The following is a 19,002-nucleotide window of genomic DNA, read 5'->3' as shown; positions in this document are numbered from 1 at the left end:
ATATGATTCTGCTCCCTTTTCCCTCAAGAGCCCTGATCGCTAGGGATATGGAAACTCTGGAACGGTGCAACTTCTTACCATCCGGGTCAACAGCGATTTTACATCCGCACTGATCCGATCAAATGTGGCTGGAGTGATATCCCACTCCCCGTCGGAATGGGCGAACAGTCCCTTTTTTGGCCAAAAGGCGTAGTGAATCTTTCTTCTTCCGCCATCGTCGTCAACGATTTCCACGATCCGAGATTCGTGCTTCTCGCCAGGCAAGCGCTGATCGATGTGTTCAAATGCTTCACGTCCTTTTGCATAGTGCAGAAACCAGCGATCATTCAACAATGCCAATTCGGGGCGAAATGCATCAAATGCAGGGTCTTCCACTGCTTTGACCAGGTACCTGTACAGGTTCCTAAGCGAGATAAAGTAGAAGTGGATGTCGATCAGGATATCTTGGTAGAAACTCTTGGTAGTCCCAACATCTTGCTGGCTTGGCTTTGGTTCGCGGTTCCAGATTCTTCCCACCTGAATCTCAGCGGCTCGCAAGGAGCGGTAGGCAAAATCGACACAATGGACCGTCGCGTTTAACCGGCTAGCAGTTATCACTCCGAGCACTTCATCGTTAGTCATGCATACCCTCCCGGTATTAGCCGATGCTTGTCATTAAGAGGCTTACTGCCTTGACTCGCCTTGAGCGCGGGAATGCATGATTTAGACAGATCACCAGTTTCTGCTTCCGGTGATCTGCCGCGCTTTGGGGTTTATTTCTTTCTGGGTTTTCCGGCGTCATCACGCTTTTCGCGGATCTGGCCGTCCTTGTTCCGAGATCGAGGCTGCTCCCCGCCACCGGGTTTGGGGACGTTTACATTTGGATTTATCGGTCGTCTATCTGCCATTTCTTCTTCCTTAAATAGCTGACGGGAATATTAAAAAACAGGCTCTAAACCAATGGTCATATTAATTCCAGCTGGAACGCCGATGCTCAGCGACCGCCATTAAAGCTAGCAAGCTGCCACCTTTATTTCCACTGCCTCTAGGAGTTGCCTTCTACCTTCCGCGTTTATCGGTTTTTAGCCGAATCCATTATCGAGTGGCGGCTTGTGACCGAGTTCGGCCAGTTACCGACAGACGAAACGCTAGGTTGCCACCGCTGGTGACACTCCCCCTATCCACGAGCAGGGGTTTTTGCCCCCTCAAAATCAAGAAAAACAGACGGTTTCCCCCCGGCCGCTGCGCTGGGTGGAGCCTCCGCGATTTTTCCTGATTTTTTCACGACCGCCTTAGTCGCCCTGGTCGGCAGGGGTTCATGCGCAGCGCAAGCGCAGAACCCTGAAGACGAAGGAGCGAAAGCCATGAGCGAAGAAATCAGGATCTACGTTGCCAACCTGGCTGCCTACAACGCCGGTCATCTGCATGGCGTCTGGATCAATGCCACCCTGGAGCTGGACGACATCCAGGCGCAAGTCAGCGCCATGCTGGCGGCCTCGCCAGTCGAGGGGTCGGAGGAGTACGCCATCCACGACTTCGAGGGTTTCGGCGGCTACCGTCTCGGTGAGTACGAGGGCCTCGAGCGCGCTCACGAGGTTGCGTGCTTTATCGAGGAGTACCCCGAGTTTGGCGGCGCCCTGCTCACCCATTTCAACGACCTGGAGCAGACGCGCAAGGCAGCCGAGGAAGATTACTGTGGCTGCTACAGCTCGCTGGCTGACTACGCCCAGGAGCTGACCGAGGAAACCACCCGCATTCCGCAGCACCTGGCCATGTACATCGACTACCGCGCCATGGCCCGCGACATGGAGTACAGCGGCGATGTGTTCACCCTGGAAACCGGTTCCGAGCAGGTGCATGTGTTCTGGAATCGCTAAACCAGCAGAAGGCACCGGGGTGACCCGGTGCCCTGTTTTTTGCGCCCATGTCCTGCCGGCCACCCGCGCGCCCCACCCACAAGGCTGATGCGCGGGTGCGAACATACGGTGATCAGCCCGGAGCGACCGCGTTGTACCGCCTGCTGATTGAGACCGTTACGGCCTTACGGTTTTGCCCAAATCTGTCGATCTGTATCCACGGAATTACGGATTTATGAAGAAACGGATTTACGCTTTTACGGATTTACAGAAATCCGCCGATGCGGTTGTCCGGTTTTGCAGAAAGTCATAGAACCACACCTTCGGAGACTGCAGCCACACACGCCATATGCCGCCCGTTGGGCGAGACTGTGGGACGCGAGCTCGCACACGCACAGGCCAAGGTCGACCAATGAGGCCAGCCTGCTCACCATCGAGCCAGGCTCAACGACAGCGGCCAGAAACGCCTCCAGAGCCCCTTAGTACGCTCCAGCAGCTTTACCCCACCAGCGCCCTTTCCCAAGTCACCTGAAGCGCCTCAACGCGCTCCTGGACCGTTTCCGACAAACGCGCACAGGCTCGGAGGGTGACCATCGGCGCTAACTCCAGCACGAGGACGATGCGCCGCAGATCGTGACGCCTCTCCTGAGCGCAGTCATCTCAAGCCTGCCCGCACCCAGATCCGGGATCGGCGCCAACCCCAGCCTAGGAAACCGCTGAAACATCGCAGCGCTTGCACCCAGGCGACCGGATCTCCGGCGCGTGCCGTCAACGGCACGGGGATAACTTTGGTAAAAGCTGTGAATCCCGACGTGCTTTCAGGCGCACGCCGGCCCGTGCTATCAGGAGCGCCCAGCACGTGCCTTCAGGCGCACGAACTCCGCTGCAGGCCACGGCTGGCGCGGCTTCCAGCCTCCCTTAACTTAACTAACTTAAAAGCTCTAACTTGTTATTGGGATAGCGCCCGTTTGTGGAAAGGTGCTGATTGGCGCGGTTTGGTCGGGGGGATCCGGCCATGATCGTCGCCCTGCTCAACCAGAAAAGCGGAGTGGGCAAGACCACCCTGGCCATCCATATCGCCGGCGAACTGGCCCTGCGCAGACAGAACGTCATCCTGCTCGATGCCGACCCACAGGGCTCGGCACTGGCCTACACCCAGCGGCGCAGCCAGCAAGGTTTGCCCAGGCTGTTCAGCGCCGTCGGCCTGGCGCGCGAGACGCTGCACCAGGAAGCCCCGGAGCTGGCTCGTCGTGCCGATCACGTGATCATCGACGGGCCACCGCGCATCGCCGCCCTCGCCCGCTCGGCGTTGCTGGCGGCAGATCGCGTGTTGATCCCGGTGCAGCCCAGCCCCTACGACCTGTGGGCCAGCGCGGAGATGGTCAAGCTGATCCGCGAGGCGCAGGTGTTCAGACCGACGCTGCGCGCGGCGTTTGCCATCAACCGCCGCGTCAGCACCACGGTGATCGGCCGCGAAGCGCGCGGCGCCTTGGCCGATCAACCACTACCAGCGCTGCAGGCCGAAGTACGCCAGCGCATCGTCTTTACCGAGAGCGTGGCGGCCGGTCGCCTGGCACGTGAACAGGCGCCGGACAGCGCCGCCGCGCGCGAGGTCAGCAGCCAGGTCGACGAGCTGCTGAGGTGGTCGCCATGAGCGGCAAGCGCATCGGTATCGGTGCACGCCCGCTGACCGATTCGCAGGCCAAAGCCTGGATACGCCAGGGCGCTGCCTTCGACCATGGCAAGGCCGAGCGCTACAGCGCACGGCTGACGCTGGACGTGACGCTGGCACTGCGCACTGGTGGCCTTCGGCCGCGGCGTGAGCATGGCGGAGATGCTGCGCGAGGTGCTGAAGCAGCAGGACACGTCATGACGCCGGGGACTCACCAGACATGGCGACCGCTGACACTGCCTGCAGGCAGCATATTCGCCCTGGTTTGGGCAGCGCTCGCAACGTCGCTACCACGGCTGATCTACAACACGTCCGACAGCGTGCCTGCCGGCTGGTATCGCACTTCGCCGGCCAACTCACTGGCACCTGGCGATCTGATGCTGGTTCATCTAATGCAATGGCTGCGCAGCACGGCTACCTGCTGACGACCGCACCGTTGTTGAAGACCGTGGCGGCGATGGTGCCGCAGCACATGTGTATGCAAGAGAGCCAGATGGGTGCGCATCAATGGCGTCCTGGTTGCCAGGCTCTTGCGCAGAGATCGACAGGGTCGCGCGCTGCCAGCCTGGCACACCTACCGGCGCCTGGTTGGCGATGAATTGCTCCTGCTCAGCAGCACCAACCCGAAGTCATTCGGCAGTCGCTACTTCGGTCCGCTGTCTGTCGGCGCGGCGATCGTTCGGGCGCTGCTCTTGTGATCGGACTCATGTCGATGAGTTGTCCATTATCGCGTCGATCTAGATGTCGATAGCGCGTGCTCAGCCTGCGCATTCAAGCAATGCGGACCTGCGGATACCTCTGCCCTCGGCTACCGCCCAGCGACTGCGAGATCCTTAGTATCGCCCAACTGATTACCCTGCTCAGGAGCACAAAGGCACGGGAAAAGCGGAGGGCAAGATAAAAGGGGGCGGCACTTCGTTGGCCTGGAAAGCAGTCTGCACGGGGGTTAGAGACGACACCAAATGCATGCATTGGCGTGCCGTGCACGGCGCAAACGCCCAGTAGCGGCGGCTTTGGCGCGTGCCTAGCACTCCACATTGCGATCAGCTTGGAACAGACATCGATAACCGAACCTACAGCCGGAAATCGATGCAGATACAGATTCATGTCCGGCAGTCTGTAGCCCTTGAGCCACAAAACAGCTCTGGCTCAGCCGTTTTGTAGCCCGAGAGCTACATCTCCCTGCATCACATTTTATCGATGCCCAAGGGGTACGGCTGACCTCTCTCTACGAGGTTTCTGAAGTGCTGAAACAGGTGCGTTAGCTGACTCAGCAACCCTGATCAGGCGCGCTCATCAAGCCAGAAATCCTGGCTTGAGCATTAGACAGTGAGCCGAATAGCCGGCATTATCGGCTCACTCGATGAGCCGAATAGGCTCACTAATCGGCTCATAGATGAACAACCCATATGAATGACCCGCTCTGGATCTGGCAGCAGCCCGACTGGCCGTACTTCAGCTGGCAAACCGAAGCGCTTGCCCGGCCACTGCGCGCTTGCGGCCAGGCTCAGGGGCGTTTGTTAGGGATGCTCGGCGCTGTGGGCAGTGACACCGAAGTGCAGAGCAGCCTGGATGCCCTGCTGCAGAACATCGTCACCTCCTCGGCCATCGAGGGCGAGCAACTGAATGTCGGTTCGGTACGTTCATCACTGGCGCGGCGCCTGGGGCTGAACGAAGAAGGTCGAACCACCTCTCGCTCCGAAGGCCTGGCGGAACTGCTGCTCGATGCCACCCACGCACATCAAGAGCCGCTAGACGACCAGCGACTCTTCACCTGGCACAGTTGGTTATTCCCCACCGATGACCAACTTCTGGCTCGACCACTACACATCGGCGCGCTGCGCGGCGAAGAGCCCATGCAGGTAGTTTCGGGTCGGATAGACCGCCCTACCGTACATTTCGAAGCCCCTCCCCGCGCAGGGTTGGAAGCGCAACTGGCGGACTTTCTCGCCTGGTTCGAGAGCAGCCGCAACGATGCCAGCCTCGACCCGTTTCTGCGCGCCGGTATTGCCCATTTCTGGTTCGTAACCCTGCACCCCTTCGACGACGGCAACGGCCGCCTTACCCGCGCCATCACCGACTTGGCACTGGCCCAGGGCGAGCAGCAGGCCATCCGCTTTTATGCCATGTCGGCGAGCATCCTTGATGACCGGGCCGGCTATTACCGCATCCTGGAGGCGAGCCAGAAAGGCACGCTGGATATCACCGCCTGGCTGCAATGGTTCCTCGCAACGCTGCTCAAAAGCCTGGAACAGGCCCTTGCTCGTATTGACCGTGTGCTGGCCAAGGCGCGCTTCTGGCAGGCACACCGCAGCCAAACCCTATCGGCGGAGCAAATCAAAGTGCTTAACCGCCTGCTTGATGGCGGCGAGCGCGGTTTCGAGAACGGCATCAGTGCCGCTCAATACCAAGCCGTGGCTAAGGTCTCCAAAGCCACCGCGACCCGCCATCTGAGCGATCTGCTGGAAAAGGGCTGTATCGAGCGACTGCCCGGTGGCGGGCGCAGCACGCGTTACCAGATAGCACGCTGAGCACCTTAGCCGAGCTTGTCAGCCTCTAGGTTCTGTACGAAAAGTCGCTGCAGGAAAAGTCGCCGATTCATAGTGGCAGGGGCGCCAGGGCGCCCCTGCCTTTGATCATGCTGGCATCAGTCGCATGATCAGCTCGCCATCTATGACTTCGCCGGTCTCGACGAAGCCTTCGGAGGCGTAGAGACGTCGCGCCCCGATGTTCTCCGGAGCGACGCCAAGGGCGACACCGGGGCCACCCGGCAACCCTTGAAGGTATGCCAGCAGTGCCCGCAGAGCGGCGCGGCCATAGCCGCGGCCCTGGTGGCGGTGGTCGACCATTAGGCGGTAAAGCCAGCGGCTGTTCTCGTCCGGATCGAGGGCGTGCATCAAGAAACCGACTATTTCACCGGTCTGTATGGCACGTACGGCCAAGGGTTCACACCAGGGACTATCGGCAGCCTGCTCCAGCGATTCGGCGTTGCTGGCGATGAAGTCGAGTTGGTCGTCGCGTACCCGCAGGGCACGGCAGTGGGCTTCTTCCTCAGGCGAGCTGAGGGCAACTAGAAACACCGGTGGGCAAAGAGTAGACATGTTGGATTCTCCGCGGGGCAGCAAGGCCCCCTCCAGGATTTCGTTGACGGATCATTAGCGGACACATCATTGGAAGCTGGGTCATGGGGCACCTCCTTGTTCGCGGATGGAAAGACAGTCGGCTAATCCGGCCAACCAGGGCGTGATTCTAGGGGGCTGTCTGGGAATTGCGCAAGCGATCCTCCAAGGCACTAACTCGGTACGGCGCCCCGAGCAGAAGCTTCACTCGGATCAAGTTCTTTGCCGATACGATTCGGTACAATGTCCAGCTGGAAAGCCGTATCCGGTATCGGCGGTTCCAGGGACTGCCCTTGGCCAGGATGTTGCCGCAACTGCTATTTTTCTTAGCCGCCCGGGGCCGCAATAGCTCTTTTCGCTTGGCTAAAACTGGGCGGAGGCAATACAGGTGATTTCGACAAGGGATGCAAGTGCCTCATGGTGATCTGCCATGAAACAGGGAGTTACAGATGAAGGAAAAAGTCATTCCCCCACAGCGGGTGCTTTTCATCGGCCAAGAGTTGTCCATCCCGGAAGTCGCCGAGCAAGCGCAGGTGTGTTGTGCCGAAATCATACGAGTGGCCCAAGAGCGGGGACTTCAAGTTGCCGGCCCTTGGGTGTTCGTCTCCCAGAAGCTTCCTGACAATGCCAGCGACCGGTTCCGGATCGAGTTCTGCCTGCCAGTGGAGGGTAGCCTGGACGAGCCAGCCGGTGCAGTCGAATGCCAGCTGCTAACGGCCTTGCGCTGTGTCCATGGCGACTACCGCGGACCACTCGCCGACGTCTTTGCCCGAGGCTATGCGGAGCTCGTCGAGAAGGCCCGCGCAGCCGGCCATAAACTGACCGGCGAAAGCCGGGAGGTCTATCACAGCTGGCAGGGTGCGGACTCGCTGGCCAATCACATAGAACTGCAGTTCGGTATCGTCTGAGATAGCACCTAGGTTCTGTACGAAAAGTGCTGCCGTAGGCATAGCAGCGTGCAAGCCAGCGTGACCATTGCGGCAAAACTCCTAGCGAGCTTGTCGTAACGGGAGCCGATTCTCCGGTTCTGTTTGAGCCAGTCAAACATCCGCTCGATGATGTTCCGCTGCCGGTATTTCGGACGATCAAACAGTCGGGGTAGTCCTGGCTTGGGTTTGCGCTTCATAGTGCGCTGCAGAATCACTTAACAAAAATGATTGAGGGACTTCTGTAAACGTAATCAATTTTGAAACACCCTTGATTTCTAAGATGGCCTAGCTCACTTTGCATGCGTAAGAAATAAAGCCGGGGGGGCAGTAGTATGCTGCGGGCCAAATTGAAACGAGCGCTGGCCTAGCCTGAGAAAAAGCTAGGAGCTTCGGATCTAAGGCCTTCAGGTACAGAAAATCAGTACACTAACGGTACAGTGCCCAGCTTTTTCAGATTTCGCTCAATTACGCTTAAACCGCTCTAGCACGATACTTTCAGCTAACTTTATCTGCGCTAAGCTACGCACGGTTTTACTGGGCTTGCAGCGTTTCTAGGCAACTCATAATCCTTTGGCCCACGGTTCGCAACGCGAACCCCAGAACGGAGAGTGAGCTTCAACACATCCTGGGCCGGAAGCAGCCCCTGCACCAGACTACGCCACAGCATGTTGTTCCGATAAATACCGGCATCCACCATCTTCCCATGGAGCGTAATCATGGAGATAGAGATGGATACTTCTTTGCGTACAACCGAGGTTCTCGACAGCGACTCTGATCAATCCCTCCCCTTACCGGGCACGGAAGCCTACGAGTCGCTTCCGCAGTTCCCGAAGGGCAGCCCTCTGCCCTTCCGGCGCACAATTCGTAAGCATGAGCTGAGACAGATCGTCCCCCTGGCTGAATCAACGATCTACGAAATGGAGCGTCGTGGCGAGTTCCCCAGGCGCTTCAACCTGACACCACGTTGCGTGGTGTGGGGATCTGGCCGAGGTGGAAGCCTGGATCGAGGAGCGCAAGCGGGCGCCTCGGGTCAATATCAGCAAGCCGGATGTTTTCCTACGGAAAACCCGCCCTGTCCGAGGCTCCAGCCAAGCATGAAGTCGGTGCCGTCCTCATCCGACAAGGGCTTGCAGTTCCTTGGAGGCGGAGCGCGTTAGCCGCCGTTCTTCCTTGGCTAGATTGACCTGCAGGGCCACCTGAGCCACCTCCAAGACACCGCCAGGCAGCAAATAGCTGCCTTTGGCTTGCAGCCAGGTCAGCACGTCCGCCAGATGCCAGATCGACGCACTGCCCTCATGCACCGGCGCAGGGAAGCTGCTCGGATAAGCCAACATCAGCTTGCGCATATTCTGGCGTGACACGCCGACGATCTCCGCCACATCGGTGAGACCTACCAGATCCGGCGCCACCTCGATCAGCCTGGCCGACGGTACGGCATTGCGCACATCAGCCAGTGCGCTGCACACAGCCGCCTCAGCGTTCTCCGCTTCGCGGGTGAACTCCAGTGCCAGGCGACCTGGCTGGCCAATGCCGATCAAGGCATCGTCGCAGCCGGCCTCGCCGAGGCGCTCGACCAACACGTCCGGGTCACGGTCATCGTCGGCCAATTGGTATTTCAGTGTGAAGATGTATTCCATAGCGCTACTCCTCTGCGCCCTCAGCGGTCTGCCGCTGCTTACGGTGCGTGGTGCAGTTGTCGACAACGCGCCGAAGGGCACGCGCATGGTTGCCTTGGTTTTTCGGTGTGCTCCACACGCTGGTGATGCAGAACTCGCCGCAGCGACACTCTTCATCGTTGTAGGGACAGAAGATTCGTCCCCAAGCGTGGCTACCACCCAGCTCTATGCGCCAGCCCTGCTCTTCGGCATGCCTGAGTGCTTCTTCGACCTCTTTCTTCGAGTGAGAAGGACGGGTCATCAGTGATCTCCAGTATTCGCACGACAGGCAAGGTTGTCAACTGACAACCTTGCACTTTCCTAAAACCGTGGCACTCAGCACCGGCACTACTACGTTGTCCGGCAGCAGCTGGGGAACATGAGTGCGGCCATCGATCCAAGCGTCGATCATGTCCGCCCACTCCTGCAGCATGTGCCGGCGCTGCTCCGCATACTCGGCCTTGTTGTAGACCGAGCGAGAGGAGCGACCATCCTCGTGAGCCAGGCATTTCTCGATCCAGTCGCCGTTGAAGCCCACCTCGTTGAGCAGCGTGGAACCAGTCCTGCGCAGGTCGTGGACGGTGAACGGCTCCAACGGCAGGCCTGCTTCCTTCGCACGGGAGGCGATGAGCTGGATGATGCGGTTCAGGGTGGCGTGCGACATGCAGCGGTAGATGTCATAGCGCGAGGGCAACACATAGCGGGAACCGGCCGCACAGGTGTGCAGGGCCACGAAGATGTCCAAGGCCTGGCGCGACAGGTAGACAACGTGCGGGTTACGCCCCTTCATCCGCTCCTTGGAGATCGTCCAGGTGGCGTTCTCGAAGTCCACCTCGTCCCAGGTTGCCTCGATCAGCTCGCTCTTGCGTACCAAGGTCAGCAGCACCAGCCGCAAGGCCAGCTTGATCGTGGGATACGCTGCGATTGTCTCCAGTTGATGGAAGGCCAGCCGAATTTCGGTCGGGCTCAGCGCCCGGTCCTTCGGCACGAAAGTGGCGATGGAAGACGTCTTAACGTCGTCAGCCGGATTCTCGACCTTCTCACCATGCAGGATCGCGAACGCGTAGACCTGTTTCACGATGTCGCGAATATGGACCGCAGTTGCCGGTGCCCCTCGAGCCTTTACCTTGGCACACAGGGCTCGCAGATCGTCAGGGGTGATTTCGGTCAGCAGCCGATTTTCGAAGACCGGCAGGATGTCGCGGTCGATGATGCTTTTACGCATCGCGCAAGTGCTGTCGGCCATGCGCGCACCGGCCAACCACTTCGTCAACGTTTCACCGAAATTCTTGGCAGCGTTCAGGCGCCGCTTAGCGCGCTGCTTCTCCAGGGAGGGAGACTTGCCCAGGGCGACCATGCGCTTGGCATCGAGCAGCTTCTCGCGAGCCATGGCCAGGGAAATGCCAGTTGGCCCATAGCGGCCGATGGTCAGCGTTTCTCGGCGTCCATTGAGACGGTAGTCGTAGCGAAAGGTGACGGTACCGATAGGCGATACCGTCACGTACATACCATCGCGGTCGAAAGCCTTGTACAGCTTGGACTTGGGCTTGAGATTGCGCAGTTTGGTATCAGTAAGCATCGAGGTTTTTACTCCTGTTCATGACGGCTTTTACCGTCAAGGGTCAGGAGACCTGTTGATGCCGGGAAAGCCGCACGGGGCAAGCTTTCCCAAGGAGCGATTTACCGTCAAAGACCGGTTTTGACCAGATAGTAAACAGAACGGTCTCAATCCGATCGCTGTTTACTACCGTCACCGCTACCGCCAATTCGTTCTGCTAATCGACGATAGGCCTCGATAACCATTGCGACGAATTTTCTTTTAAATCAACACGTTGCAATTGGCTATCGATACATCTCAATGAGACCAGAAGGACCCGACTTCACTCCCACTCGATAGTGGCCGGCGGCTTGCTCGACACGTCGTAGGTAACGCGCGAAATACCGTCGATTTCGTTGATGATACGACCGCTGACAGTTTCCAGCAGCTCGTACGGCAGGTGTGCCCAACGCGCAGTCATGAAGTCCACGGTCTCGACGGCACGCAGGGCCACGACCCAGGCGTAGCGACGGCCGTCGCCGACGACGCCGACCGACTTGACCGGCTGGAACACCACGAACGCCTGGCTGGTCTTGTGGTACCAGTCGGCCTTGCGCAGCTCTTCGATGAAGATGTGGTCGGCGCGACGCAGGATGTCGGCGTATTCCTTCTTCACTTCACCGAGGATACGCACGCCCAGGCCCGGGCCCGGGAACGGGTGGCGGTAGACCATGTCGTACGGCAGGCCCAGCTCCAGGCCGATCTTGCGCACTTCGTCCTTGAACAGCTCACGCAGCGGCTCGACCAGCTTGAGGTTCATTTCCTCCGGCAGGCCGCCGACGTTGTGGTGCGACTTGATCACGTGGGCCTTGCCGCTCTTGGCACCAGCCGACTCGATCACGTCCGGGTAGATGGTGCCCTGGGCGAGGAACTGGATGTTCTCCAGCTTGCTGGCTTCGGCATCGAACACGTCGATGAAGGTGCGGCCGATGATCTTGCGCTTCTTCTCAGGGTCCGCTTCGCCTTCCAGGTTGTCCAGGAACTGCTTTTCAGCGTCGGCGCGGATCACCTTGACGCCCATGTTCTCTTTGAACATGGCCATCACCTGGTCGCCTTCGTGCAGGCGCAGCAGGCCGTTGTCGACGAATACGCAGGTCAGCTGGTCGCCGATGGCGCGGTGCAGCAGCGCGGCAACCACCGAGCTGTCAACGCCGCCGGACAGGCCCAGCAGGACGTTGGCCGAACCGACTTGCGCACGCACCTGGGCGATGGCGTCTTCGACGATGTTGGACGCCGTCCACAGCGCTTCACAGCCGCAGATGTCCTGCACGAAGCGGGACAGGATGCGACCACCTTGCTTGGTGTGGGTCACTTCGGGGTGGAACTGCACGCCGTAGTAGCCGCGGACGTCGTCGTACATGCCGGCGATCGGGCAGCTTGGGGTGCTGGCCAGAATGTTGAAGTTGCCAGGCATCTGGGTGACCTTGTCACCGTGGCTCATCCATACGTCCAGGCCCAGCACGCCGTCGTCGTCAACGTGGTCTTCGATGCCGTCGAGCAGGCGGCTCTTGCCGACAACGTCCACGCGGGCATAACCGAACTCACGCAGGTCGGAACCTTCTACCTTGCCGCCCATCTGCTCGGCCATGGTCTGCATGCCGTAGCAGATACCCAGCACAGGCACATTCAGGTCAAACACGGCCTGCGGAGCGCGTGGGCTGTTGGCTTCGTGGACCGACTCGGGGCCGCCGGCGAGGATGATGCCGCGCGGGTTGAATTCGCGGATCGCTTCATCGTCCATGTCGAACGGGTGCAGTTCGCAATACACGCCGATTTCGCGCACGCGGCGGGCGATCAGCTGGGTGTACTGGGAACCGAAATCGAGGATCAGGATGCGGTGAGCGTGAATGTCGAGGGCCATGACTCAATCTCGTCAGTGGAAATCGGAAACGACGCGGGGCTGTCATGACAGCCCCGCTTTATGTTGTAGCTGGAAGCCTCAGCCTACGCGGTAGTTAGGGGCTTCTTTGGTGATTTGCACGTCGTGCACGTGGGACTCGGCCATGCCGGCACCGGTGATGCGCACGAACTCCGGCTTGGTGCGCATTTCTTCGATGGTTGCGCTGCCGGTGTAGCCCATGGACGAACGCAGGCCGCCCATCAGCTGGTGGATGATCGCGGCCAGGGCGCCTTTGTAAGGAACGCGGCCTTCGATGCCTTCCGGTACCAGCTTCTCGGCGCCGGCCGAGGAGTCCTGGAAGTAACGGTCGGACGAGCCTTGCGCCTGTGCCATGGCACCCAGCGAGCCCATGCCGCGGTAGGCCTTATAGGAACGGCCCTGGAACAGCTCGACTTCACCCGGGGCCTCTTCGGTACCGGCGAACATCGAACCCATCATCACGCAGGAAGCACCGGCAACGATGGCCTTGGACAGGTCACCGGAGAAGCGGATACCGCCGTCAGCGATCAGTGGCACGCCAGTGCCTTCCAGTGCTGCGGCTACGTTGGCGATGGCGCTGATTTGCGGCACGCCGACACCGGCAACGATACGGGTGGTGCAGATAGAGCCAGGGCCGATACCGACCTTGACCGCATCGGCACCCGCTTCGGCCAGGGCCTTGGCGGCAGCGCCGGTGGCGATGTTGCCGCCGATCACCTGCACTTGCGGGTAGGTTTCTTTCACCCAGCGTACGCGGTCGATCACACCTTTGGAGTGGCCGTGGGCAGTGTCGACGACGACGACATCAACGCCAGCTGCCACCAGCGCAGCAACGCGCTCGCCGGTGTCCTTGCCGGTGCCGACGGCGGCGCCGACGCGCAGGCGACCTTGGTCGTCCTTGCTGGCCAGCGGGTAAGCCTTGGCCTTTTCGATGTCCTTGACGGTCATCATGCCCTTGAGGTTGAACTTGTCGTCAACGATCAGGACTTTTTCCAGACGATGCTTGTGCAGCAGCTCGCGAACTTCGTTCTTGTCGGCGCCTTCGCGGACGGTGACCAGGCGCTCTTTCGGCGTCATCACGTCGCGAACCTTGGCGTCCAGGCGATTTTCGAAGCGCACGTCACGGGAGGTGACGATGCCGACCAGGTCGCCGTTAGCCAGTACCGGCACGCCGGAGATGTTGTTCAGGCGGGTCAGCTCGAACAGGTCGCGCACAGTGGCATCGGCGTCGATGGTGATCGGGTCCTTGACCACGCCAGCCTCGAACTTCTTGACCTTGCGCACTTCGCCGGCCTGTTGTTCGATGGTCATGTTCTTGTGGATGATGCCGATACCGCCTTCCTGAGCCATGGCAATGGCCAGACGCGCTTCGGTCACGGTATCCATGGCAGCGGAAACCAGCGGAATGTTCAGCTCGATGCCACGGGTCAAACGGGTCTTGAGACTGACTTCATTGGGCAGTACCTCGGAATAGCCAGGTACAAGGAGGATATCGTCGAAGGTCAGGGCTTCTTGGCTGATACGCAGCATCGCGGGGGCTCCCGGGCGGGAAAAATGGAAGCGCGCCATTATACTCATGCATGGCGCGCCGCTCAATGCAAAATAAGGGCCTTCGGTCAGGCTTGTGGCAGTTTTACCTGCACCACGGCCACCGGCTGGTCAAGCCAGTCGGCGAAGCTGTCGAGAAAGGCCTGGGTGAACCCTGCCTCGCCCCAGTTGTTGAAGATGAACCCCAGGTTGGAAAAGGCACATGGCTGCAGGTAAATGAAGCCATTGATGTCATCTTCGAAGCCGCACAGTGGGCAGGTGAAGTTGTCGCTCACTGCCGGCATCCACTCTTCCAGGCTTTCGAACAACGGCTCGCCTACCTCGCGCCGGCACTCCGGGCAACCGGCTTCTTCGAGGAAGCCTTCGGTGGGGGTATAGATGCAGCGCTTGAGCATCACTTCCAGGCCGTTGACCGGCTCGTCGAAGGGCAGTTTTTCCGGGTGCAGGGCCACTTTGCGCGCCCCTGCCGCCAGGGCATGGCCCATTCGGTTGCCGGTGCGGCCACAGGTGGTCAGCTGCTCCTCGACGACCTTCTCGCGCACCAGCCAGCGCAGGATGGCGCGGGCACGGGCTTCATGCGCCGGGACGGTAGACAGCTTTGGAACGATGATGCTCTGGGTGTTCATGAACGGGACAAGCCTGAGAAACGCCGGTAATGACGCAATTCTACCGCTCAGGCGCTCAGGTAGCGACCAATCAACGCCAGCCCACTGGCCAGCACCAGCCAGGTCACCAGCCGTACGAACGCTTCGCGGGACAACCGGTTGGTCAACCGACGCCCTACCCAAAGGCCAATGAACATGACAGGCAGCAGGCAGGCGGCGAGCAGCAGCAGGCTTTGGTCGGCATAGACACCGGCAATCAGGAACAGTGACAGACGCACTATCGTACTGCAGCTGATCAGCGCGCTCTGGGTGGCGCGTACCTGTTCCTTCACCTCCAGCCGTGCGCTCAGGTAAAGTGCATATAGAAACCCGCCGCTGCCGAACAAAGCCCCGAACAACCCGCCTGCGGTGCCCATCGGCATCGCCCAGAAGCCGGACAGGCTGGCTGGCCTCACTTTCACTGCCAGCCCGTAAACTGCATAGGCAGTCACGAATACCCCCATCAACAGCAGCAACAGATCGGACTTCAGTTGCAGCAGGAACACCACGCCGAACGTACAACCCAAGGCCATGAAGGGCAGCAGCCGCAGCAATTCACTGCGGACCACATCCCGGCGCGACGGCAGCAGGTTGCCGAACGCGGCCACGAAATCCAGCAGCACCAGCAACGGGATGATGCGTGACAACGGCATGAAGTGAATCAGCACCGGCCCCGCCACGAGTGCAGTACCGAAGCCGGCGATGCCGAAGACGATGTAGGCCGCGGCAATAGCGAACAGGATCGGCAGCCAGTCAAGGCCGGAAAACGACAGTTGGGCAAGCATGGCAGCAGTTCCTGGGAAGACAGGCAAAGGTTAGCCAGCCATGAGCCATGCCGACTAATATGCCTTTAGCCCAAAAGCCATCTCGAAAAGGCATGACATGACGTCGATCCGACAATTGCGTTACTTCGTGGAAATCGCCGAGTGTGGCAGTTTCAGCAGTGCAGCCGAGCGACTGTACGTCGCCCAGTCGGCCCTCAGCCGGCAGATCAAGGAACTGGAGCAGCAACTGGGCACGCCGCTGTTCGAACGCACGGCGCGCCTGCCTCGCCTGACGCTGGCCGGTCAGGCCTTTCTTGAACGGGCGCGACGCTTGCTGGCTGACCTGGCACAGGCTGAGCGGGTTACCCGTGACATTGGCCAAGGGTTGCAAGGCAGCTTGCGCCTGAACCATTCCAGCACCGTGCCGCTGACCGGCGGGCTTCTGGCTCGCCTGGGGAACTACCTGAAGCACAACCCGGGGGTTTCGCTGGAGATTGCGCAGCAGTCATCGGAGGCACAGCTGGAAGACATTGCTGCCGGACGGCTGGATATCGGCCTGTTGCGCTTGCCGGTGCTGCGCCAGCATGAAGGCGTGGTGCTGCATGAATTGTTCGACGAACCCTTGTTGCTGGCGGTCGCCGCTGGGCACCCCTTGGCGGGTACTCAGTACGTACAACTGGAGCAATTGAAGGAAGAACGCTTCATTTCCATCCCGCACCGGGATCGCGGTGGCTTGAGCTACCTGTCTGCCTCGTTGTGCATGGGGGCAGGGTTCTTCCCGCAGGCGGCGCAGGTGCTGTCACGCAAGACTACGCAGTTGCAGCTGATACAGGCGGGGTTTGGGGTTGCGTTGTTGCCAGAGTGCATGAGGCAGATCGCACCCGCTTCGGTCAGCTTCGTGGCACTGGAAGGAGATTGCCAGAGCACAGTGGCGCTGGCCTGTCGCCGCGATGCGGGGCAGATAGCCCGGCAGTTCGTAACGGCCCTGCAGGCCTGAACCTTGTTCTTTGCCGGCACACCTGCTCCAACGGGGCCTGGGACAGACAACCGGGGCCGATGTCATTTATGATGCCTGCCATGATCAAAGACCCTTTCGAACGACTCGGGCTGGACCGCGAGGTCCTTACCGTCAGCCAACTCAACGGCCGCGCCCGCGTGCTGCTGGAAGACGTTTTCCGCAGCGTGTGGGTGGAAGGCGAAATCTCCAACCTCGCCCGCCCGGCGTCCGGCCACATGTACTTCACCCTCAAGGACAGCGGCGCCCAGGTGCGTTGTGCGTTGTTCCGGCAGAACGCCACGCGGGTACGCCAGGCGCTGCGCGACGGCCTGGCGGTGCGGGTGCGTGGCAAGGTTTCGCTGTTCGAGGGACGTGGCGACTACCAACTGATTCTCGACACCGTCGAGCCAGCCGGTGATGGCGCGCTGCGCCTGGCTTTCGAGGCCCTGAAGGAAAAGCTCGGTGCCGAGGGGCTGTTCAGCGCCGAACGAAAGAAGCCACTGCCGGCTCACCCGCAGCGCATCGGCATCATCACCTCGCCCACTGGCGCGGTGATCCGCGACATCATCAGCGTGTTCGGCCGCCGTGCCCCGCAGGTGGAGCTGAACCTGATACCTACGGCGGTACAGGGCCGCGAAGCCATCGCGCAGATCGTACGCGCCATCCGCCTGGCCGACAGCCTCGGCTTCGATGCGCTGATTCTGGCGCGGGGTGGGGGTTCGCTGGAAGACCTGTGGTGTTTCAACGAGGAAGCCGTGGCGCGTGCCGTGGCCGCCTGCGTCACGCCGATTGTCAGCGCCGTGGGCCATGAAACCGACGTGTCGATCAGCGACTTCGTGGCTGACGTGCGCGCGCCCACACCGTCTGCTGCCGCCGAGCTGCTGGCCCCTGACAACAGCGGCCTTCGGCAACGCCTGGATGGCCTGCAACGGCGCCTTCTGCTGCGCATCCAGAACCGCCTGACCCACGACCGCCTGCGCCTGGAGTCACTCACCCGACGCCTGCGCCACCCAGGCGAGCGTTTGCGCCAGCAGGCTCAACGCCTGGACGACCTGGACATGCGCCTGCGTCGTGCGTTCATGCTCAACCTCAATCAGCGCCGCGAACGACTGGCACGCCTGGACGCCCGCCTGGCCGCACAGCATCCAGGGCGTAACCTGAAACTGCTGAACCAGCGCCTGGACAGCCTGGCCGAGCGCCTGCCACGGGCCATGCGCGAGGTGCTAAAGGACCGTCGCCAGCGGTTCCAGGCCCAGTTGCAGACACTGCAGGTGGTCAGTCCGCTGGCCACCCTGGCCCGCGGATACAGCATTTTGCTGGATGAACAAGGCCAGGCCATTCGCAGCGCCGAACAGACCCGCAACGGCCAACGCCTGACCGCCCGCCTGAACGAAGGCGAGCTGCTGGTGCGGGTCGAAGACAACCACCTGACCCCGGTCACCCTCTCACTACTGGACTGACACATGCCCCGCGTGCTCGCGCCCCTGCTTGCCCTTTCCCTGCTGCTGTTGGCCGGCGGCGCCCAGGCCAGCTACATCACCCGCACACTGAACAAACCGGTACCCGGCGGTGTGGCAGTCGTCGACCTGGGCCCCGCCACCAGCGCACCCAGCGCCCGTTTCGACGGCAAACCGGTGCTGGTGGTGAAGGAGCAGGACAACTGGCTGGCCATCGTCGGCATCCCGCTGACCCAGAAGCCCGGCACCGCAGTGCTGAACCAGGGCGGGCGCACCCTGCCTTTCAGCGTAGGCAGCAAGAAGTACCCTGAGCAGCGCATCACCCTGAAGAACACGCGCCAGGTCAACCCGAACCCCGCCGACCTCAAACGCATCGACCGCGAACTGGCCGAGCAGATCAAGGCCTACCGCAGCTTCAGCCCGAACCTGCCGAGCAACCTGATTCTCGATAAGCCAGTCAACGGCCCGCTTTCGAGCAAGTTCGGCGTGCGCCGCTTCTTCAACGGCGAAGAACGCAACCCGCATGCAGGGCTGGATTTTGCGGTGCCGGCAGGCACGCCGATCAAGACACCCGCCAATGGCAAAGTGATTCTGGTGGGGGATTATTTCTTCAACGGCCGCACGGTGTTCGTCGACCATGGGCAGGGCTTTATCAGCATGTTCTGCCACATGTCGAAAATCGATGTGCAGGTCGGCCAGCAACTGCGTCGTGGCGAGGTGGTCGGACGCGTGGGCTCGACCGGGCGGGCTACCGGGCCGCACATGCACTGGAACGTCAGCCTGAACGATGCGCGGGTGGACCCGGCGATTTTCATTGGCGCGTTCCAGCCCTGAAACTGCGGCGCCTGCTTCGCGGGCACGCCCGCTCCCACAGGTACAGCGAAGCCTTCAGACACAGCACAATAC

Annotated in this window: 18 protein-coding genes and 2 pseudogenes; 10 read left to right on the top strand and 10 right to left on the bottom strand. The window is 60.7% G+C overall.

Features of this window, described 5'->3' with window-relative positions; genetic code table 11:
- Nucleotides 1-39: 39 nt before the first annotated feature.
- The gene (locus ACF8FG_RS23010; protein WP_318078943.1) at nucleotides 40-621 is read right to left on the bottom strand and encodes a hypothetical protein; all 582 of its coding nucleotides are present in this window, start codon (nucleotides 619-621) and stop codon (nucleotides 40-42) included.
- A 722-nt stretch (nucleotides 622-1,343) separates the two neighbouring features.
- On the opposite strand from ACF8FG_RS23010, the gene ACF8FG_RS23005 reads away from it, so the two are divergent.
- The 5 genes and pseudogenes from ACF8FG_RS23005 (at nucleotide 1,344) to ACF8FG_RS22985 (ending at nucleotide 6,038) form a co-directional block, all read left to right on the top strand.
- Nucleotides 1,344-1,856 (top strand): antirestriction protein ArdA, encoded by a 513-nt coding sequence (locus ACF8FG_RS23005; protein WP_318078942.1) that lies wholly within the window; start codon nucleotides 1,344-1,346, stop codon nucleotides 1,854-1,856.
- Nucleotides 1,857-2,850: 994 nt separating this feature from the next.
- On the top strand, nucleotides 2,851-3,489 hold the full coding sequence (gene parA / locus ACF8FG_RS23000; protein ID WP_318078941.1) for a ParA family partition ATPase: 639 nt from the start codon (nucleotides 2,851-2,853) through the stop codon (nucleotides 3,487-3,489).
- Nucleotides 3,486-3,708, top strand: a pseudogene (locus tag ACF8FG_RS22995) (hypothetical protein). Before parA ends, ACF8FG_RS22995 begins: the two are co-directional and overlap by 4 nt.
- 296 nt (nucleotides 3,709-4,004) lie before the next feature.
- A complete protein-coding gene (locus tag ACF8FG_RS22990; RefSeq protein WP_392519236.1) occupies nucleotides 4,005-4,205 on the top strand; it encodes a S26 family signal peptidase in 201 nt (66 codons plus the stop codon).
- Between the two features lie 711 nt (nucleotides 4,206-4,916).
- Nucleotides 4,917-6,038: a Fic family protein gene (locus tag ACF8FG_RS22985; protein WP_318078939.1), complete on the top strand. Its 1,122-nt coding sequence runs from the start codon at nucleotides 4,917-4,919 to the stop codon at nucleotides 6,036-6,038.
- A gap of 105 nt (nucleotides 6,039-6,143) precedes the next feature.
- Here the strand turns inward: ACF8FG_RS22985 and ACF8FG_RS22980 are convergent, their stop codons facing one another.
- Nucleotides 6,144-6,608 carry a GNAT family N-acetyltransferase gene (locus ACF8FG_RS22980; protein WP_318078938.1) on the bottom strand — a complete coding sequence of 155 codons (465 nt, stop codon included), beginning with the start codon at nucleotides 6,606-6,608 and terminating at the stop codon, nucleotides 6,144-6,146.
- Nucleotides 6,609-7,075: 467 nt separating this feature from the next.
- Between ACF8FG_RS22980 and ACF8FG_RS22975 the strand changes: the two genes are divergently transcribed.
- The gene (locus ACF8FG_RS22975; protein ID WP_318078937.1) at nucleotides 7,076-7,534 is read left to right on the top strand and encodes an AraC family transcriptional regulator; all 459 of its coding nucleotides are present in this window, start codon (nucleotides 7,076-7,078) and stop codon (nucleotides 7,532-7,534) included.
- Nucleotides 7,535-7,542: 8 nt separating this feature from the next.
- On the opposite strand, the pseudogene ACF8FG_RS22970 reads toward ACF8FG_RS22975, so the two are convergent.
- Nucleotides 7,543-7,770 (bottom strand): annotated as a pseudogene (locus ACF8FG_RS22970) (transposase); the annotation flags it as partial.
- 501 nt (nucleotides 7,771-8,271) lie between these two features.
- Between ACF8FG_RS22970 and ACF8FG_RS22965 the strand changes: the two are divergent.
- Entirely contained in the window at nucleotides 8,272-8,712 is a 441-nt protein-coding gene (locus tag ACF8FG_RS22965; protein ID WP_318078936.1) for an AlpA family phage regulatory protein, read from the top strand.
- On the opposite strand, the gene ACF8FG_RS22960 is transcribed toward ACF8FG_RS22965, so the two are convergent.
- The 7 genes from ACF8FG_RS22960 to ACF8FG_RS22930 all read right to left on the bottom strand — a co-directional run bounded on the left by ACF8FG_RS22960 (nucleotide 8,668) and on the right by ACF8FG_RS22930 (nucleotide 15,663).
- Nucleotides 8,668-9,192, bottom strand: coding sequence for a DNA-binding protein (locus tag ACF8FG_RS22960; protein WP_318078935.1), 525 nt, complete (start codon nucleotides 9,190-9,192; stop codon nucleotides 8,668-8,670). The genes ACF8FG_RS22965 and ACF8FG_RS22960 overlap by 45 nt on opposite strands.
- Nucleotides 9,193-9,196: 4 nt before the next feature.
- Nucleotides 9,197-9,472 (bottom strand): hypothetical protein, encoded by a 276-nt coding sequence (locus ACF8FG_RS22955; RefSeq protein ID WP_318078934.1) that lies wholly within the window; start codon nucleotides 9,470-9,472, stop codon nucleotides 9,197-9,199.
- 36 nt (nucleotides 9,473-9,508) lie between these two features.
- Entirely contained in the window at nucleotides 9,509-10,789 is a 1,281-nt protein-coding gene (locus tag ACF8FG_RS22950) for a tyrosine-type recombinase/integrase (RefSeq protein WP_318078933.1), read from the bottom strand.
- Between the two features lie 301 nt (nucleotides 10,790-11,090).
- Entirely contained in the window at nucleotides 11,091-12,668 is a 1,578-nt protein-coding gene (guaA, locus tag ACF8FG_RS22945) for a glutamine-hydrolyzing GMP synthase (RefSeq protein ID WP_010952209.1), read from the bottom strand.
- A 78-nt stretch (nucleotides 12,669-12,746) separates the two neighbouring features.
- Entirely contained in the window at nucleotides 12,747-14,216 is a 1,470-nt protein-coding gene (gene guaB, locus ACF8FG_RS22940) for an IMP dehydrogenase (RefSeq protein WP_003255025.1), read from the bottom strand.
- 86 nt (nucleotides 14,217-14,302) lie between these two features.
- The gene (locus ACF8FG_RS22935) at nucleotides 14,303-14,860 is read right to left on the bottom strand and encodes a hypothetical protein (protein WP_014589875.1); all 558 of its coding nucleotides are present in this window, start codon (nucleotides 14,858-14,860) and stop codon (nucleotides 14,303-14,305) included.
- Between the two features lie 47 nt (nucleotides 14,861-14,907).
- Complete coding sequence (locus ACF8FG_RS22930; protein ID WP_135199401.1) at nucleotides 14,908-15,663, bottom strand: sulfite exporter TauE/SafE family protein; 756 nt, start codon at nucleotides 15,661-15,663, stop codon at nucleotides 14,908-14,910.
- A gap of 97 nt (nucleotides 15,664-15,760) precedes the next feature.
- Between ACF8FG_RS22930 and ACF8FG_RS22925 the strand changes: the two genes are divergently transcribed.
- The 3 genes from ACF8FG_RS22925 (at nucleotide 15,761) to ACF8FG_RS22915 (ending at nucleotide 18,930) form a co-directional block, all read left to right on the top strand.
- Nucleotides 15,761-16,639 (top strand): LysR family transcriptional regulator, encoded by an 879-nt coding sequence (locus tag ACF8FG_RS22925; RefSeq protein WP_014589873.1) that lies wholly within the window; start codon nucleotides 15,761-15,763, stop codon nucleotides 16,637-16,639.
- An 80-nt stretch (nucleotides 16,640-16,719) separates the two neighbouring features.
- Nucleotides 16,720-18,099: an exodeoxyribonuclease VII large subunit gene (gene xseA / locus ACF8FG_RS22920; protein WP_026031907.1), complete on the top strand. Its 1,380-nt coding sequence runs from the start codon at nucleotides 16,720-16,722 to the stop codon at nucleotides 18,097-18,099.
- A 3-nt stretch (nucleotides 18,100-18,102) separates the two neighbouring features.
- Nucleotides 18,103-18,930 carry a M23 family metallopeptidase gene (locus ACF8FG_RS22915; RefSeq protein WP_014589871.1) on the top strand — a complete coding sequence of 276 codons (828 nt, stop codon included), beginning with the start codon at nucleotides 18,103-18,105 and terminating at the stop codon, nucleotides 18,928-18,930.
- Nucleotides 18,931-19,002 lie beyond the last annotated feature (72 nt).

Origin of the sequence: Pseudomonas sp. YQ_6 (assembly GCF_043103245.1) — a bacterium.
GTDB lineage: Bacteria > Pseudomonadota > Gammaproteobacteria > Pseudomonadales > Pseudomonadaceae > Aquipseudomonas > Aquipseudomonas alloputida.
The sequence above is the reverse complement of the archived record's forward strand: the minus strand, read 5'-3'. Positions and strand labels throughout refer to the sequence as shown.